The sequence below is a fragment of the Vibrio sp. 10N.222.47.A9 genome (assembly GCF_963872585.1).
Lineage (GTDB): Bacteria > Pseudomonadota > Gammaproteobacteria > Enterobacterales > Vibrionaceae > Vibrio > Vibrio splendidus.
On sequence record NZ_CAWNBB010000043.1, the window covers coordinates 169,803 to 185,551 of the forward strand.

The 15,749-nt window shown below is 43.7% G+C and carries 12 protein-coding genes; 7 read left to right on the forward strand and 5 right to left on the reverse strand.

Going from position 1 to position 15,749, the window contains the following annotated elements:
• Positions 1 to 78: 78 nt before the first annotated feature.
• Positions 79 to 660 (reverse strand): TfoX/Sxy family DNA transformation protein, encoded by a 582-nt coding sequence (locus AACT19_RS13640; RefSeq protein WP_004734691.1) that lies wholly within the window; start codon positions 658 to 660, stop codon positions 79 to 81.
• Between the two features lie 357 nt (positions 661 to 1,017).
• On the opposite strand from AACT19_RS13640, the gene AACT19_RS13645 reads away from it, so the two are divergent.
• The 5 genes from AACT19_RS13645 to AACT19_RS13665 all read left to right on the forward strand — a co-directional run bounded on the left by AACT19_RS13645 (position 1,018) and on the right by AACT19_RS13665 (position 6,577).
• Entirely contained in the window at positions 1,018 to 1,938 is a 921-nt protein-coding gene (locus tag AACT19_RS13645; protein ID WP_004734690.1) for an HDOD domain-containing protein, read from the forward strand.
• A 54-nt stretch (positions 1,939 to 1,992) separates the two neighbouring features.
• The gene (locus AACT19_RS13650; protein WP_076646731.1) at positions 1,993 to 2,898 is read left to right on the forward strand and encodes a lysine exporter LysO family protein; all 906 of its coding nucleotides are present in this window, start codon (positions 1,993 to 1,995) and stop codon (positions 2,896 to 2,898) included.
• A 174-nt stretch (positions 2,899 to 3,072) separates the two neighbouring features.
• Positions 3,073 to 3,600, forward strand: a complete 528-nt coding sequence (locus tag AACT19_RS13655; RefSeq protein WP_004734688.1) for a hypothetical protein — start codon at positions 3,073 to 3,075, stop codon at positions 3,598 to 3,600.
• 119 nt (positions 3,601 to 3,719) lie between these two features.
• Entirely contained in the window at positions 3,720 to 5,363 is a 1,644-nt protein-coding gene (gene panP, locus AACT19_RS13660; protein ID WP_076646733.1) for a pyridoxal-dependent aspartate 1-decarboxylase PanP, read from the forward strand.
• Positions 5,364 to 5,722: 359 nt separating this feature from the next.
• Positions 5,723 to 6,577, forward strand: a complete 855-nt coding sequence (locus AACT19_RS13665; RefSeq protein ID WP_004734686.1) for a MurR/RpiR family transcriptional regulator — start codon at positions 5,723 to 5,725, stop codon at positions 6,575 to 6,577.
• 130 nt (positions 6,578 to 6,707) lie between these two features.
• Here the strand turns inward: AACT19_RS13665 and AACT19_RS13670 are convergent, their stop codons facing one another.
• Complete coding sequence (locus AACT19_RS13670; RefSeq protein WP_076646735.1) at positions 6,708 to 8,009, reverse strand: iron-containing alcohol dehydrogenase; 1,302 nt, start codon at positions 8,007 to 8,009, stop codon at positions 6,708 to 6,710.
• Between the two features lie 528 nt (positions 8,010 to 8,537).
• Here AACT19_RS13670 and AACT19_RS13675 point away from each other — a divergent pair.
• A complete protein-coding gene (locus AACT19_RS13675) occupies positions 8,538 to 8,801 on the forward strand; it encodes a GrxA family glutaredoxin (RefSeq protein WP_009847069.1) in 264 nt (87 codons plus the stop codon).
• A gap of 250 nt (positions 8,802 to 9,051) precedes the next feature.
• Complete coding sequence (locus tag AACT19_RS13680; protein ID WP_017077841.1) at positions 9,052 to 10,734, forward strand: aspartate:alanine antiporter; 1,683 nt, start codon at positions 9,052 to 9,054, stop codon at positions 10,732 to 10,734.
• Positions 10,735 to 10,962: 228 nt separating this feature from the next.
• Here AACT19_RS13680 and fabV read toward each other — a convergent pair whose 3' ends face one another.
• From fabV to AACT19_RS13695, 3 genes are all read right to left on the reverse strand, one after another.
• Positions 10,963 to 12,165, reverse strand: coding sequence for an enoyl-ACP reductase FabV (gene fabV / locus AACT19_RS13685; RefSeq protein WP_029224510.1), 1,203 nt, complete (start codon positions 12,163 to 12,165; stop codon positions 10,963 to 10,965).
• Between the two features lie 210 nt (positions 12,166 to 12,375).
• Entirely contained in the window at positions 12,376 to 14,658 is a 2,283-nt protein-coding gene (locus tag AACT19_RS13690; protein WP_076646737.1) for an acyl-CoA dehydrogenase, read from the reverse strand.
• Between the two features lie 55 nt (positions 14,659 to 14,713).
• The gene (locus AACT19_RS13695) at positions 14,714 to 15,343 is read right to left on the reverse strand and encodes a TetR/AcrR family transcriptional regulator (RefSeq protein WP_029222147.1); all 630 of its coding nucleotides are present in this window, start codon (positions 15,341 to 15,343) and stop codon (positions 14,714 to 14,716) included.
• Positions 15,344 to 15,749 lie beyond the last annotated feature (406 nt).

Sequence of the window (15,749 nt, forward strand, 5' to 3'; positions counted from 1 at the left end):
ACAGAAACAAAAAAAACCGAGGACATTCCTCGGTTTTTATTTATTAGTAATAATCTTAAGCATATAAGGCAAACTTCTTTAGTGGCAGCCCTTTAATAATTGCTGCTTGCGTGGCTCTTGTAATAGTTTCCAGTGAATACCATCAATTGCACCCGCAAATTTCCAAAGTAGTTTTAGGTCAACATCGTTTCCGTACGCTTTGCGAACCTTATTAAACACTTCAGGCGCGCCCAACTGCATAAACATTGAAACATCGTCCACACCCGCCTTTTTAACCATGCGCTCTAACGTAAGTTGCATGTTTGGTAGATCTCTCAATCGACGGCTAGCGGATGATTTCTTAAAGCTACGTTGCTGAATTGAATTATCGATTGAAGTACGAATAATACTATCCAATTCAGGATGTTCGCATGTAAACAGGTCAGTAATATCGTAATAATTTACGGTAGCTGTTGTCTGTTTTTTTACATGACGATACTTTTCACAGTCAAGATCCGTCAGTTTTTTATCTAATGACTTTCCACCTCTGATGAATAAACAACCTTCACTCAATAAAGCGAACATAGCGTCATTTTGAAAGAGGCCGATACCTCCAAACATAGAACGTTTTTGATGCTCACCAAATTGATTCACGTAATTAATAAATGCTGTCTCGGTCATATCCGTTGATCCTTAATCAAATTACCCCGATTAGGTTCATTACCAGACAAGCAGCTTTTTATGCGAAAAATTTTTAATCTATTTTTTATTCTTTAGGTGAATATTATGATTTCGTTTTCCACCTTTAAATAAATGATACTTCGAAAAGAAAAATAAGTCTGGGCTTAGTTCACATCAATCAATTGAGTATTATGATTTTTCATGATTGATATCACAGTAAACTATCAAACCATGCTTAAATTTCGACACCCAGTGATACACCCGTTCAAATTATTCAAGGTTATGTCGTCGGATGAGTATTGCTTCACAGCATCGCGGCTTGTAAAATGGCAGAACATACATGTTGTTACTTTTTTTATGAATCATTTATCGTTTTTCTGGCTACCACAAAATAAGGCTCTTCTCTTAAAGGGTCTAGAATCAGAGTTTGCCCAACTTGTTGGCCATTCTATTTCAGCAGGAAAAATAACACTTCCTCCTATCCCTAACGTTGTACTGAAAATTCAAAAGCTTTGCACTCTCGAATCAACCGGGATTGCCGAAGTTGCCGAATGCTTACTTGAAGACCCAGGCCTCACTGCTGTCGTCATTCGAGTGGCTAACTCTGTCGTATTCAACAGACGCAACATTACTTGTGTCGATATGATGACGGCTGTGTCGCGCCTTGGCATATTAAGAGTGCGTGATATCGTTACGGCTCAGGCTATTGAGCAACTCAAGCATTCAGTCAACCTGAGCAAAGAGTGTAATGAGTTACTGGTTCAGAGCGCTTCTGTCTCCAAAGAACTCGGCGCCACTATGGTACTGGTGACCAACGGCTTCAAAGAACTCTCCCCTATCGAATACCGCTACCTTGAACATGAGAAGTCACTGCTTGTTGGGTTACTGGCTGACATTGGTTTGTTCTGTTTAGTGAGCGAATACCACCTCTACCTCGAAAATGGCAATTACCTAGACCACGATATCGCCCTACAAATATTCCAAGGCCAATGTTCTGCAACCAGTAAACTGGTGCTTAATCGTTGGGGCTTCGACAGCGACTTTATTGATGTGTGCAGTAATACCATTAATAGCCACGAAGAACGCGAAGTGTCTTACTTGGATATTGCACGAATCGCTAATCACCTGCTGATGTTCAGAAACAAGGATGAGAACATCGATGATCACGAAGTTGAACTTAACGTGACAGGTGCAGAGGTGCTTTATAAATTAAGCAACTTGAGCAAACATGATTTTAATGCAAAGCTAAGCGACGTGATCAATACTAGTGGCTTCTAAGTCACTGTTAAGTGACAAGTAAATGTAATATGAAGTAAATGCAATGGGGAAAGCATGTTTACAGGGATGATCTTTATATTTGCACCACTCGTCGTGGGGTATCTTTTTTCTATTTCGAACGATCAGACGCTAGAATTTATCAACCGCTCGACATCGCGGTTGATCTACGTGATTCTCGCATTAATGGGGCTAAGCTTAGCCGCCCTCGATAACCTAGGCAGTAATCTGCAGACAATCCTTCTTTACACCGTCACTTTCTTTGTCTGCTTAAGTGTTTGTAACCTAATAGCACTGCCCGCTATTGATAAGTTATTGCCACTCAAAACCGATAGTAGCAAGAAGAAGCTTCCCCTCTCTTCGATGGCGATGGAGTCTGCCAAACTGATCCTAGTTGTGGGTTCAGGCCTTATCGCTGGCTTAGTGCTCCCTATTGGCCTTGATTGGGTTGATACCGCCAGTGAATGGATTTTGTTTGTACTTCTCTTCTTTATTGGCATTCAACTGCGTAATAGCGGTTTAACACTTCGACAAATCTTGCTGAACAAACACGGCATGGTCATCGCAATCACGATTATCGTCACCTCAATGCTAGGTGGCGTTATCGCGGCTTACATTCTGGATATCCCTCTGTTCAAAGCCTTGGCTATGTCTTCTGGATTTGGTTGGTATTCTCTGGCTGGTATCTTGATGGGTGACGCCTTTGGTCCTGTTTATGGTGGCGCTTCTTTCATGCTTGAGCTGTTAAGAGAGTTAGTTGCCTTAGTACTGATTCCAGTGCTGATTCGCAGCTATCCGTGTACCTCTATAGGCTACGCAGGCGCTACGGCGATGGACTTCACTCTACCTGTCATTCAAACAACAGGCGGTGTTCGATGTGTGCCTATCGCTATCGTCAGTGGCTTTATCCTAAGCTTGCTTGTCCCGATTTTGATGTTGTTCTTTGTATCTCTTGCTAACTAGATCGCAGGAATAGCGTTTGTTTTAGATTAGAATGCAACTCGAATACCTATGCCCAAGACACCGATACAGTTACCGAAATAAAAAGACACTAAGTGTCATTGCTCAACAAATAACGATCACGGTAACCTGTAACGACAAAGTTATAAAAAGAATAAACTTACAAAAGGAACCACTATGAAACGCCTTTGCGTCGCATTACTGCTAGCTTCAACTTCTACTTTCTCTTTTGCAGCAGATTCAATGTCTGAAACAAACCAGTGCCAAGCAAAAAAATATGATGCGTACATCGACGCCTCTTTGAATTGGTATGCCGACCTTGCTGCATTGACCTCTGAGCAATACCCAGAGCTAACAGAAGTCAGTGAGTGGTTCCTAGAAGGTCGTAAGCACCACTTTGAGCTTAATCGTGCTGCAGTAAACTACTACCTTGTGAACGACTCAAGCAAAGTGGCTACAGAACAACCTGTCGAAGGTTGGCTACAACTAGAGCAACACGACATTAAAACGCTATCAACACGTGATGACGAGCTAGGTAAAATCGCGAAAACAACGTTCGACGACCGCCAATCAACGCCTCATGCTCAAAACTACGAGCTACGTTCAGCGTTTGCAGAATTGCTTAGCCACCCTAAGCAAATCGATACGGCACTGCAACGCTATAACCAGTCAATTACTAAACTTGAAGCGATTAAGTGTAAATAACCCCTCATTTAATATGCTTTTTTGAGAAGTTGGATTTCATAATTAAGACGGGACATTGTTCCCGTTTTCGTTTAGATTGTCCCGCTCGCGTCAATATAAAAAAAAATAAATCGCTTGCTATGGTTACGGAACAAAAAACAGCAGATGTTAGCTTCGACAGTCTTTTACGTATCTTCACGGTACCTGAAGGCCCAGATTCAACACTCACTCAAATTGAAGACAAACTTTCACGAAACCTGAATCAATTCTTACGTGAACACATTGTGGCTGAAGAAAAGCCGCTGCGTGAAATTGAGAAAGATTTTTCAAATGCTCATATCCCTGAGCAGCCTGAGTTTGTTTCTGAACATACTGAGCATCTCCTCGATTCTCTCGTGTCTCACTCGGTTCATACGTCTTCGCCAAGTTTTATTGGCCACATGACGTCTGCTCTGCCGTACTTTCTGATGCCGCTTTCTAAGATCATGATTGCGTTGAATCAGAATCTAGTAAAAATTGAGACCTCCAAAGCTTTCACGCCCCTAGAGCGTCAAGTTCTGGGTATGCTACATCGCTTGATCTACCAAGATGACGATCAGTTTTATTCACGCTGGATGCACAGTGCGAACCACTCTTTGGGTGCGTTTTGTTCTGGTGGTACCATCGCGAACATTACTGCGCTTTGGGTTGCGCGCAACAATGCGCTGAAGGCACAAGGCTCGTTCAAAGGTGTAGAAAAAGAAGGCTTATTTAAAGCCATGAAGCACTACGACTACGAAGGCCTAGCCATCTTAGTTTCTGAACGTGGTCACTACTCTCTGAAAAAAGCCGCAGATGTCCTTGGTATTGGTCAAGAAGGTCTAGTGTCTGTTAAGACGGATAACGACAACCGCATTTGCACTTACGATCTAAGACTCAAGATCGAGCAACTTAAGCAGAACAAGATCAAACCTTTCGCCGTCATTGGTGTGGCTGGTACAACCGAAACTGGTAATATCGATCCGCTAAGAGACATTGCTGAGGTGTGTGCCGAAACAGATTGTCACTTCCACGTAGATGCAGCTTGGGGCGGTGCGACTCTGATGTCGAACAATCATCGTCACCTGCTTGATGGCATCGAGCTAGCAGATTCAGTCACGATTGACGCACATAAACAGCTTTATATCCCTATGGGTGCGGGTATGGTGCTGTTTAAGAAACCAGATGCGATGACAGCGATCGAACATCATGCTCAATACATATTGCGTAAGGGTTCGAAAGATCTTGGTAGTCATACGTTAGAAGGCTCTCGTTCCGGTATGGCAATGCTTGTTTATGCGTCGATGCACATCATCAGCCGACCTGGCTATGAACTGCTAATCGACCAAAGCATCAACAAAGCGCGCTACTTTGCCGACCTGATTAAAGATCAAAGCGATTTCGAACTGGTTTCAGAGCCTGAGCTGTGCCTACTGACATACCGCTATGTGCCTGAACCAGTTAAAGCGGCGCTGCTTAAAGCTGACGCAATAAAACGCGTTGAACTGAATGAGCTACTGAATGAACTGACCAAGTTTATTCAAAAGAAGCAGCGTGAAACAGGCAAGTCTTTCGTATCGCGAACGCGCTTAAATCCCGAAGCATGGGCGCATCAACCAATCATCGTTTTCCGCGTAGTGTTAGCAAATCCACTGACAGGTAATGATATTCTTTCTTCAGTGCTTGAAGAACAGCGTGAAATCTCTAAACTAGCACCAAACTTGATGGGCAAAATCAACAAACTGGTTACGCAAATCAACGCATAGTCATTCAATTTTAGTTGCATCAAATTGAAAATTTCTTTCTTTTTGATGTAACTAAGCTGTCAGTTCATACTCAATTTGCATTCTTTTTGCTCAAACTCTCTTCCAATTCTGTAGTTTTCTAAAATTTTGTTGAGGTTTGTCATATTCTTAAGCATTCATGCCGTGTTTTTGTATTAGTAAATAGTATGTTGGGTTTATACTGACTCTATGGTGCTAGTTAGCTTGATATCTATTTGATGCAGCAGTATTTACAATACCGAATATAACTTTGGCTTTGTGCTTACTGATATTTGCTTCAGCCATACCCCCTGGTAAAAGATATTAACTAGCAAGTTGTTCTCTATACCCTTGTGAACACTATGAATACATTAGAAAAAATACAAAAAAACCTGGAAAATTTCAGCAAGTCTGAGCGTAAGGTAGCCGAAGTAATCATGGCTTCCCCTCAAACTGCAATTCATTCTAGCATTGCTACCTTAGCTAAAATGGCTGACGTGAGTGAGCCTACAGTTAACCGCTTCTGTCGTCGTTTAGACACAAAGGGCTTTCCTGACTTCAAACTTCACCTAGCTCAAAGCTTGGCGAACGGTACACCTTACGTGAACCGTAATGTTGAAGAAGATGATGGCCCAGATGCTTACACGCATAAGATTTTCGAATCAACTATGGCTTGTCTAGACGTTGCTAAAAACAGTCTAGACGCGATGCAAGTTAACCGTGCGGTTGACCTGCTGACTCAAGCAAAACGCATTTCATTCTTCGGACTGGGTGCCTCTTCTGCTGTAGCCAAAGATGCTCAAAACAAGTTCATTCGTTTCAATATCCCAATCACTTGTTTCGAAGACATCGTGATGCAACGCATGAGCTGCATTAACTGCAGTGACAACGACGTTATTGTTCTTATCTCTCACACTGGCCGCACAAAAAGCCAAGTTGAGATTGCGAACTTAGCTCGCGAGAACGGCGCAACAGTTATCGCTATCACAGCGAAAGACTCTCCATTAGATAAAGCGAGCTCGCTGTCTATCTCATTGGATGTACCGGAAGACACTGACGTTTACATGCCAATGGCAAGTCGCGTTGTTCAGATGACGGTTATCGATGTGCTAGCAACAGGCTTTACACTTCGTCGTGGTTCTGGTTTCAGAGAGAACCTAAAGCGCGTGAAAGAGTCACTTCGTGATTCACGTTACGAGAAGTATTCTCAGTTCTAATCTGTTAAGGCATGACCTGAAAACACATGAACTGAGAACAAGTTGAATTAAAAAACGGAGCCTAGTGCTCCGTTTTTATTTATCTGTTTACAATTTACAATGGTTTATGCAGTGAACTGTTCGAAGAACGTTAGATCGTCCAGCTATTGCCTTTCTCTACAACATTATTCTCAGACGCATAAGAGTTAATAATGGTAAAACTCGACTCGGCAGCCTGTTCTGGGGCAAGTTGATTAGCCTGATTCATTGAGGCTGTCTCATGATCCCCCTCTCCACAACTGCACTCCTCGCAAACCTGCTTCAGAATATGTACAAGCCTCTCTTGATTCAACGGTAAAGGGGTTCCTTTAATAGCCACTGATTTGAGCGCATCGGCAGACACCTCATCAAACTGAGCTTCGCAGACACCAAATTCAAGTAAGCTTGGTAGCTTGAGTGTATCCAACACTTCAGATAACCAAACAATCGCCTCTTCTTCTTTTGCTTCTACGTTACCCGTCACTATCTGAGCGATTCGCTGATAACGCGCTAATATGTCGTTTCTTTGCTGCTCTTTCGCTACAGCTATGTTTTCTAACATCACAAATGGTGCCAAGCGCGCTGTAATCACACTGTGCGGCGCAGAAATCTTACCTCCTAACGCAGAAGCTAGCCCGTGCGCAGCGCCGAGCTTAGCATTGGTTATCGCCATTCCTCCGAGCATAGAAGCGAAGGCAAGGTCAGAACGCGCTTGAGGTTCATCATAGATACACGCCTGAATGACAGAACGACTCAGCTTACGCAATCCTTCTTCACAGATCATATCGGTTAACGGATTCGGTTCACCACACACATAGGCTTCCATTAAATGGGTAAATGCGTCCATAGCACCGCGGCCAGATAAATACGGATTAGTGCCATGGGTTAATGCTGGGTCAACAATCGCGACGTCAGCTAGCATGTCTGGGCTTCTAAGGCTTATCTTGACTTGGTCTTGTCCAGACTTAAGCACCGCATTTCTAGTGACTTCAGCGCCGGTACTCGCTGTGGTTGGGATAGCGATAAACGACAGTGGTTTGGTTTTAAGAGGAACATTACGCCCAACCACTTCAACATAGTCGTATAAATTACCTTGATTAGGTAAAACCGCAGCTAACGCTTTTCCCATATCAATGGCACTGCCGCCACCCATTGCCACCACCATATCAGGTTTAAATCGCCGAGCAGACGTGGCAGCCTCTTCAACCATTTTGATATTGGGTTCACCCGAAACGGCAATGTGCTGGTAACGCATACTCTGCGCATCTAGATAGTCAGTAACCAGTGAGGTGCGTTCTAATGTATTACCAGTAACCAATAACACGCTGTAGCCGTATTGATTAAAGAGAGACAATGAAGCGGGAAGTGCCCCATCACCAAAGATGATCTTTGTAGATGTCATAAATTGAAACATGGAGCCTCCTGCGCCTATGACTAAACAAAACTACGAACTCTTGGTTTTTTTGAAATTCTTGGTTTTTGGCATTTAATCTTCGGAATACAACCTTCGAAATGTAACCTTTGTACTTGCAACACAATGCCTGCATCTTAAATACAAGCACACTAAAATGGGGTTACATCTGGCAGCTTACCGAATATGGTTCCATACCCAATAATAAGATGCCTCGTTCTGTGTTTGATTTTTTTGACGAGGTGCGACTTGTCACACTAAAGATGGATTAAAGTCGCAATCTTAGGGGTAATTCACACTCTAATATTAAGGGTACTGAACGATGGTAGAGGCCAGTGAACGCGACCCTGCCTTTTTATGATTAATATTTGCGCTGATAGGCAAAACCTATCGTATTAAGAGGCAATTCCATCTTTATTTCCCCATGGCATTGAGGCATAGTTGGTTTTAAGAAAGTTTGAGTGGCATTCATTAAAGAATAGTTAACATAATTGAGTTAACGAGCCTCATCCCGTATTTAGGAGAAATTAAATGTTTGTAGTTATTTTTGGTCGCCCTGCTTGCCCATTCTGTGTTCGTGCAAAAGAGCATGCTGAAACTCTTAAAGCTAAACGCGATGACTTCAACTACCGTTACGTTGACATCCACGCTGAAGGCATCAGCAAAGCTGACCTAGAGAAGACTGTTGGTAAGCCTGTAGACACAGTGCCACAAATCTTCATCGACCAAGACCACATCGGCGGCTGCACAGAATTTGAAGCATACGCAAAAGAAAACCTAGGTCTTTTCGACTAAGCTAGGATTTCTCATACGAGAATCGAGGCTACGGCCTTAAACAGCAGACTAATTTAAGCGTTAGACTGTACGATTTATATCAAGCCCGCTCACTGTAGCGGGCTTTTTTTATGACCAGTTTTCGTACGGAATAACAATAAAGTCAAAATCAAGTAAAATAGCAAAATATCGCTTATATTTTATTTATATTTAGATACAATTCACCTCTCAAACTTACCCTGTGTTTCACGCCAATTATTGAGCGACCACTGTGAATATCGACGTTGTTTTTCTGTTAGAACAAAACCCCATTCTCCTCATCTTTGTTGTTTTATCGATTGGCTTAGCCATTGGTAAAATTCGTTTCGGTAGCCTCCAACTCGGCAATTCAATCGGTGTTCTGATTACTTCCCTTATCATGGGACATCTTGGTTTTTCGTTTAACGCTGATGCGCTCACGATTGGCTTCATGCTTTTCATCTACTGTGTAGGTATTGAAGCAGGACCAAACTTCTTCGGGATCTTCTTCAGAGACGGTAAGCATTATCTCATTCTGAGCCTTGTGGTTCTCTCTACCGCAATTGCTTTAACGTATTTCAGTAGCCACTACCTTGGGTTAGGCTTTGGTTTATCCGCAGGCATGATGGCGGGGGCCTTAACAGCAACGCCTATATTAGTAGGTGCTCAAGATGCTCTGAATTCTGGGCTTGCAGAATTACCAAGAAACATGGATATAGGCCTGATCATCGAAAACCTCTCCGTTGGTTATGCGATGGCTTACCTAGTTGGCTTAATCAGTATGATTATGTTTGCTCGCCTTATTCCAAAGCTTCAGAAAGTTAACCTACACGATTCAGCTGAGCAAATCGCCCAAGAGCGTGGCTTAGGTGCTTCAGGGCAACGTAAGGTTTACCTTCCAATCATACGAGCTTACCGCGTAGGACAAGAGCTTATATCTTGGACAGACGGTAAGAACCTTCGTGAACTGGGTATCTATCGCCAAACGGGCTGTTACATCGAGCGTATTCGCCGTAATGGTATTCTTGCCCATCCAGATGGTGATGCGATCCTGCAAGAAGGTGATGAAATCGCATTGGTAGGTTTCCCTGATAGCCACGCGCGTCTCGACCCAAGCTTCCGTAATGGTAAAGAGGTTTTCGACCGTAACCTTCTCGATCTGCGTATCGTGGAAGAGGAGATTGTCGTTAAGAGTGACAGCATCGCAGGTAAGCGCCTATCCGACTTGAACCTATCTGAATACGGCTGTTTCCTTAACCGCGTAGTACGTGCTCAAATTGAAATGCCGATGGACTTAAATATCGTGCTTTCTAAAGGCGATGTCCTGCAGGTGAGTGGCGAAAAGAGTCGCGTTCACGGTCTAGCTGAGAAAATTGGTTTCATCTCGATCCACAGCCAAATGGCGGATTTGATGGCCTTCTGTAGCTTTTTCATTCTGGGTATTTTGTTTGGTTTGATCACCATGACATTCGGTCAGGTGTCGTTTGGATTAGGTAATGCGGTTGGCCTGCTTTTATCCGGCATCATGCTTGGCTTCTTAAGAGCAAACCACCCTACTTTCGGTTATGTGCCTCAGGGGGCATTGAACATGGTCAAAGACCTGGGTTTGATGTTCTTCATGGTCGGTATCGGCTTGAGCGCCGGTGGTAAGATGTTTGAACACTTAACGCAAGTAGGCCCTCAGGTCATCGGTATTGCTCTAGTAGTGAGTGTTCTGCCGGTATTCTTCGCTTACTTGGTTGGTGCTTACGTATTGAAGATGAACCGAGCTCTACTATTTGGTGCCATCATTGGCGCGCGAACCTGTGCTCCGGCGATGGACATCGTAAATGACCACGCTCGCTCAACTATCCCTGCTCTGGGTTACGCGGGTACGTACGCGATTGCCAATATATTGATGACCTTAGCAGGTACTTTCATCATCATAATTAGCTAGCGTCTGCTACTTTAAAAGCAGCCAAGCTTAGATATTTCGAATGCACTAATTCATCTTTGGATTAGTGCATTTTTTATTACTTCTTCTCAGCTTTAACGCATCCCAAGTCTGCTCTTAGAGCTTTTGCATCCTGCTATTCGTATCTGCTGATATCTTTCATATCTGGTTTTTAGCAAAAAAAATAGGCGCTCAGTGAGCGCCTATTTCGTTTTGATTCGATTGTTTGAATTAGATGTCAGCCACATCAAATTCAACAGCAGTATCAACGTCAGCTTCGTAATCAACGCCTTCAACACCGAAACCGAACAGCTTCAAGAACTCTTCTTTGTACTCTACGTAGTCAGTCAGTTCTTTCAGGTTTTCAGTTGTGATTTGAGGCCATAGGTTACGACAATGCTCTTGAATGTCGTCACGAAGTTCTAGGTCGTCTAGACGTAGACGGTTCACTTCGTCAACTTCCGCTGCGCTGCCATCTTCTTTGTACAAACGTTGGCTGAACATACGGAAGATCTGTTCCATACAACCTTCGTGAATACCTTCTTCACGCATCTTCTTGAACACCATAGCGATGTAAAGAGGCATAACAGGGATTGCAGAACTTGCTTGAGTCACAACAGACTTAAGAACAGCAACATTTGCAGTACCGCCTGTTTGGCCTAGTTTTTCGTTTAGCGCTGATGCTGCACGATCTAGATCCATCTTAGCTTTACCTAGCGCGCCATCCCAGTAGATTGGCCACGTTAGCTCAGTACCGATGTAGCTGTAAGCAACAGTCTTACAACCGTCAGCTAGAACACCCGCTTCAGAAAGTGCGTTAATCCAAAGTTCCCAATCTTCACCGCCCATTACAGTAACAGTGTCTTTGATCTCTTCTTCAGTAGCAGGCTCAACGCTTGCTTCGATGATCGCATCTTTGTTTGTATCTACTGCTGTAGATGTGTACGTTTCGCCGATAGGCTTAAGAGCTGAACGAATTACTTCGCCAGTCTCTGGCATTTTACGCACTGGAGACGCCAGTGAGTACACAACCATATCGATCTGACCTAGGTCTTCTTTGATCAGGTCAATTGTTTTCTGTTTCGCTTCGTTAGAGAAAGCATCGCCGTTAAGGCTTTTTGAATACAGGCCTTCTTCTTTAGCTAACTTGTCGAACGCTGCTGAGTTGTAAAAGCCAGCTGTGCCCGGCTTTTTCTCAGTACCGGCTTTCTCGAAGAAAACACCGATAGTTGAAGCACCGCCACCAAATGCAGCCGCAATACGTGAAGACAAGCCGTAGCCACTTGAAGAGCCAACAACGAGTACACGTTTAGGTGCGTTTGCGATTGGGCCTTGAGCTTTTGTGTAAGCAATTTGTTCTTTTACATTAGCTTCACAACCGACTGGATGTGTTGTAGTACAGATGAATCCGCGAATTCGAGGTTTGATGATCATATTCAACTTCCTTAAAAAATCAGGGTAAGGATAAAAGTTTCGTACGCAAATGGCATCTAATTTCTGTAAAAATGTGGTGAAAATGCAAGTGGTTGGAGCACTCAGCGGATATTTGCTGACTAAGTCACCATTTGTTAACGCACCTATTGCGACTTCTACGACAAAAACAAAAAAAGGCACCTTATTAGGTGCCTTTTATCATTTCTTTATCTAAGCAACGCTATTTAGCTTAGGTTTTAACTCTTTTCGCGTCAAAGTTTCACTAAAGTCATGACTGAAGTGGTCAACTTGAATCGCTGTATAGCGTAGTTTATCAGCAGCAACAATTTGGTCGACTTCTTCTTGTGTCAGAACATCAGCAGCAAGTGCTTGAGCCAGTTTATCCGCAAGCAAGCCTTTACGAGCCACTTTGCCCTCTTTCACTGCTTTGAAGATCTTACGCTCCAGAGGCTTGATGCTGTACATCGCATTGAAAGCATTCTCCATAAGGCCAACACTATCATCTTCCTCTTTGCCAATGTAACAAAGGTGCGTCAGACGTTCACGGTGAGCTCCCGGAGTCATCAAGCTTTCTGCTAGTTGAACTGTTAGGTTATCACTCGGTTTTTCGAAGTGGTTACCAACAGGGAAAACTAGTCCTTTCAGCACTTTCCCAACCATCTTGTTCGGGAAGTTTCTGTACGCTTCCTGCAGCGACTTAGCCGCATTATGGAAACAGTGTTGAACCGCGTAATGTACGTAGTCTAGGTCAGCTTGTTGACGACCTTCGTCTTCATACTTCTTAAGCGCAGCCGACGCCATGTATAGGTAACTTAGACCATCACCCAAACGTGCAGAGATAAGCTCTTTACGTTTCAGTTCGCCACCTAGCGTCAGCATTGCGAAATCCGCACTCACTGCAAGCGCACGGCTCAAACGAGTCAAATCTTGGTAGTAAGGCTTCGTTGGGCCGCTCATGTCGGCTTTAATGAACTTAGAGCCAGTTAGTGCCGCACCAAAAGCACCGAACGTGTTTTTAGTTGCGTGTGAGATGTGCTTGAACAACAAGCTATCAAAGTCTTTTGCACCTTGCTTCTCATCTGGGTTCGCTGCCGCTTCCATTTCGCTCAATACGTATGGGTGACAACGTGTCGCACCTTGACCGAAGATCATCAGGTTACGAGTTAGAATGTTCGCACCTTCTACTGTGATAGCAACTGGAATACCTAGGTAAGGCGCAGCCAAGTAGTTCATTGGGCCATCTTGAATTGCACGACCTGAATGGATATCCATTGAGTCATTCAGAATAGTACGTGCCATCTCTGTCATGTGATACTTCGCGATAGCCGTTACGATACCCGGCTTCTCTTTCATATCAAGTGAAGTGGTTGTCAGTGTACGAGTCGCTTCTAATAGATACGTTAAACCACCAATACGACCAAGGCTCTCTGCAACACCTTCAAACTTACCAATCGACATACCGAATTGCTTACGAACATAAGCGTACGCACCAGTAGTTTTCGCTGTTAGGTGGCCCATCGCCGTGCCAAGTGCCGGTAACGAGATACCACGACCTGCAGACAGACATTCCACCAGCATACGCCAGCCTTTACCTGCGTAATCTGCACCACCGATTAGCCATTCCATTGGAATAAACACATCGTGACCGCGTGTTGGGCCGTTCATAAACGCAAGACCAAGTGGATCATGACGCTCACCAATCACAACACCTTCGTGGTCTGCCGGGATAAGCGCACACGTGATGCCAATGTCTTCTTTGTCACCCAGTAGCTTTTCTGGATCGTGCAGTTTGAAAGCCAGACCAAGTACCGTCGCCGCTGGAGCTAGCGTAATGTAGCGCTTGTTCCAGTTAAGCTTGATGCCTAGTGTCTCTTTGCCTTCGTGCATGCCCATACAAACGGTACCGACATCAGGGATACCACCCGCATCAGAACCTGCTTCAGGCCCTGTTAGTGCGAAACAAGGGATATCTGTACCGTCAGCAAGACGAGGTAACCAGTAGTCTTTTTGATCTTGAGTTCCGTAGTGAGACAGTAGCTCACCAGGGCCAAGAGAGTTTGGAACCATTACCGAAACCGCAGTACTAATACTACGCGTCGCAATTTTAGTTACGATGGTAGAGTTTGCGTGCGCTGAAAATTCACGACCGCCGTACCCTTTTGCGATAATTAGCGAGAAGAAACGCTCTTTGCGTAAGAAGTTCCAAACTTCCTCAGGAAGGTCTCGGTCTTCTTTCACAATTTTGTGGTCATCTAGCATAGCGAGCAATATTTCAAGTTCATTGTCCATGAACGATTGCTCTTCTGCTGTCAGCTGAGGTTTTGGGTACTGGTGAAGCTTAGTGAAATCTGGTTTACCAGAAAACAGCTCTCCGTCCCACCACACGCTACCCGCTTCCATCGCTTCTTTCTCGGTGCTAGATAGTGGTGGTAGTACTTTTTTAAAGAGTTTAAAAGCTGGGTCACTTACCCATTTTTGTCTTAGAGAGCTCATAGTTCAGATCCTTTTGTTCACTATATTGTTTGTGAATATTTTGCTTTTTATTGTTTTATTCTTTTGCTGACATGCCAGCGGCCAAAAATGGAATGAGAATATCGACCACTGCCTTCGCATCTATCTTTGTGTCGTAGTCATTCTCTGCAATTTCTATTAGAGCTTGGCTAGACGCCATGGTGAAAACACAAGTCCCAAGGGTGAAGTGTAAACGCCAAAATAACTGCTCTTGAGTGAGGTTCGGATTAGCTTTCATTACTGACGTCGTAAACAGAGTCAGTACTTCGCTGTAGCGAGTTGTAATGAACCAACGCAAGTGACCTTGCACATCCGTATAACCTCGACCGATGAGTAACATAAATCGGCTAGTACCGTTTGGCCTTACATCATTCAGTGCTCTTAGTGGCTGTCTTAAAGACTCAAACACATCACTCATAGAATACGTTTCGTTCAAGTTTAAGTTCACTAAAGCGTCTTGCAATGCAGGCATAAATGCTTCTAAGTATCGATTGAGTACCGCACGAACCAGAGTCTTCTTATCGCCAAAGTGGTAGTTCACTGAAGCAAGATTGACATTGGCTTTACCCGTAATAGTGCGTAAAGAGGTGTCATTGAAACCGTGCTCAGCAAATAAGCCTTCAGCCACATCTAAGATTTTGTCTTTGGTTGTACTTCTTGGTGCCATTTCAATCACTCGTATTAAACAACTGTTTGAAATATACGCCTAGAACATTTATTTAACAAGCAAGCAACATCACATTTTCACCAATTGGTCGTACCAGTTATCGAGAATCAGCTCTAACCGATTGAATCGATGTACGTTTAATAAAAAAGGAAAAATTACTGAATTTTCTGGGAACTGAATTAGAAATGGAGGGTCATAAATTAGGTAGAAAACAGAGTATTTAGAAGTTTAACAGGCCGTCAAACTTGTTTCTCTCCCTGCTTTCTTAATTACTGCATTTTCCTTATTAACTCCTATACTTGTATCCGCCCAAACCGCATTGGTTTGGGCTTTTTTTTGTTTGTTGTTTGTTGTTTGTTGTTTGTTGTTTGTTGTTTGGTACGAGAGTGAGCCTTACTTACCCCTC

Bases quoted from the DNA above. Each gene is read 5' to 3' on its own strand.
- AACT19_RS13640 (WP_004734691.1), bottom strand. From the start codon at position 660: ATGACCGAGACAGCATTTATTAATTACGTGAATCAATTTGGTGAGCAT.
- AACT19_RS13645 (WP_004734690.1), top strand. From the start codon at position 1,018: ATGAATCATTTATCGTTTTTCTGGCTACCACAAAATAAGGCTCTTCTC.
- AACT19_RS13650 (WP_076646731.1), top strand. From the start codon at position 1,993: ATGTTTACAGGGATGATCTTTATATTTGCACCACTCGTCGTGGGGTAT.
- AACT19_RS13655 (WP_004734688.1), top strand. From the start codon at position 3,073: ATGAAACGCCTTTGCGTCGCATTACTGCTAGCTTCAACTTCTACTTTC.
- panP (WP_076646733.1), top strand. From the start codon at position 3,720: ATGGTTACGGAACAAAAAACAGCAGATGTTAGCTTCGACAGTCTTTTA.
- AACT19_RS13665 (WP_004734686.1), top strand. From the start codon at position 5,723: ATGAATACATTAGAAAAAATACAAAAAAACCTGGAAAATTTCAGCAAG.
- AACT19_RS13670 (WP_076646735.1), bottom strand. From the start codon at position 8,009: ATGTTTCAATTTATGACATCTACAAAGATCATCTTTGGTGATGGGGCA.
- AACT19_RS13675 (WP_009847069.1), top strand. From the start codon at position 8,538: ATGTTTGTAGTTATTTTTGGTCGCCCTGCTTGCCCATTCTGTGTTCGT.
- fabV (WP_029224510.1), bottom strand. From the start codon at position 12,165: ATGATCATCAAACCTCGAATTCGCGGATTCATCTGTACTACAACACAT.
- AACT19_RS13690 (WP_076646737.1), bottom strand. From the start codon at position 14,658: ATGAGCTCTCTAAGACAAAAATGGGTAAGTGACCCAGCTTTTAAACTC.
- AACT19_RS13695 (WP_029222147.1), bottom strand. From the start codon at position 15,343: ATGGCACCAAGAAGTACAACCAAAGACAAAATCTTAGATGTGGCTGAA.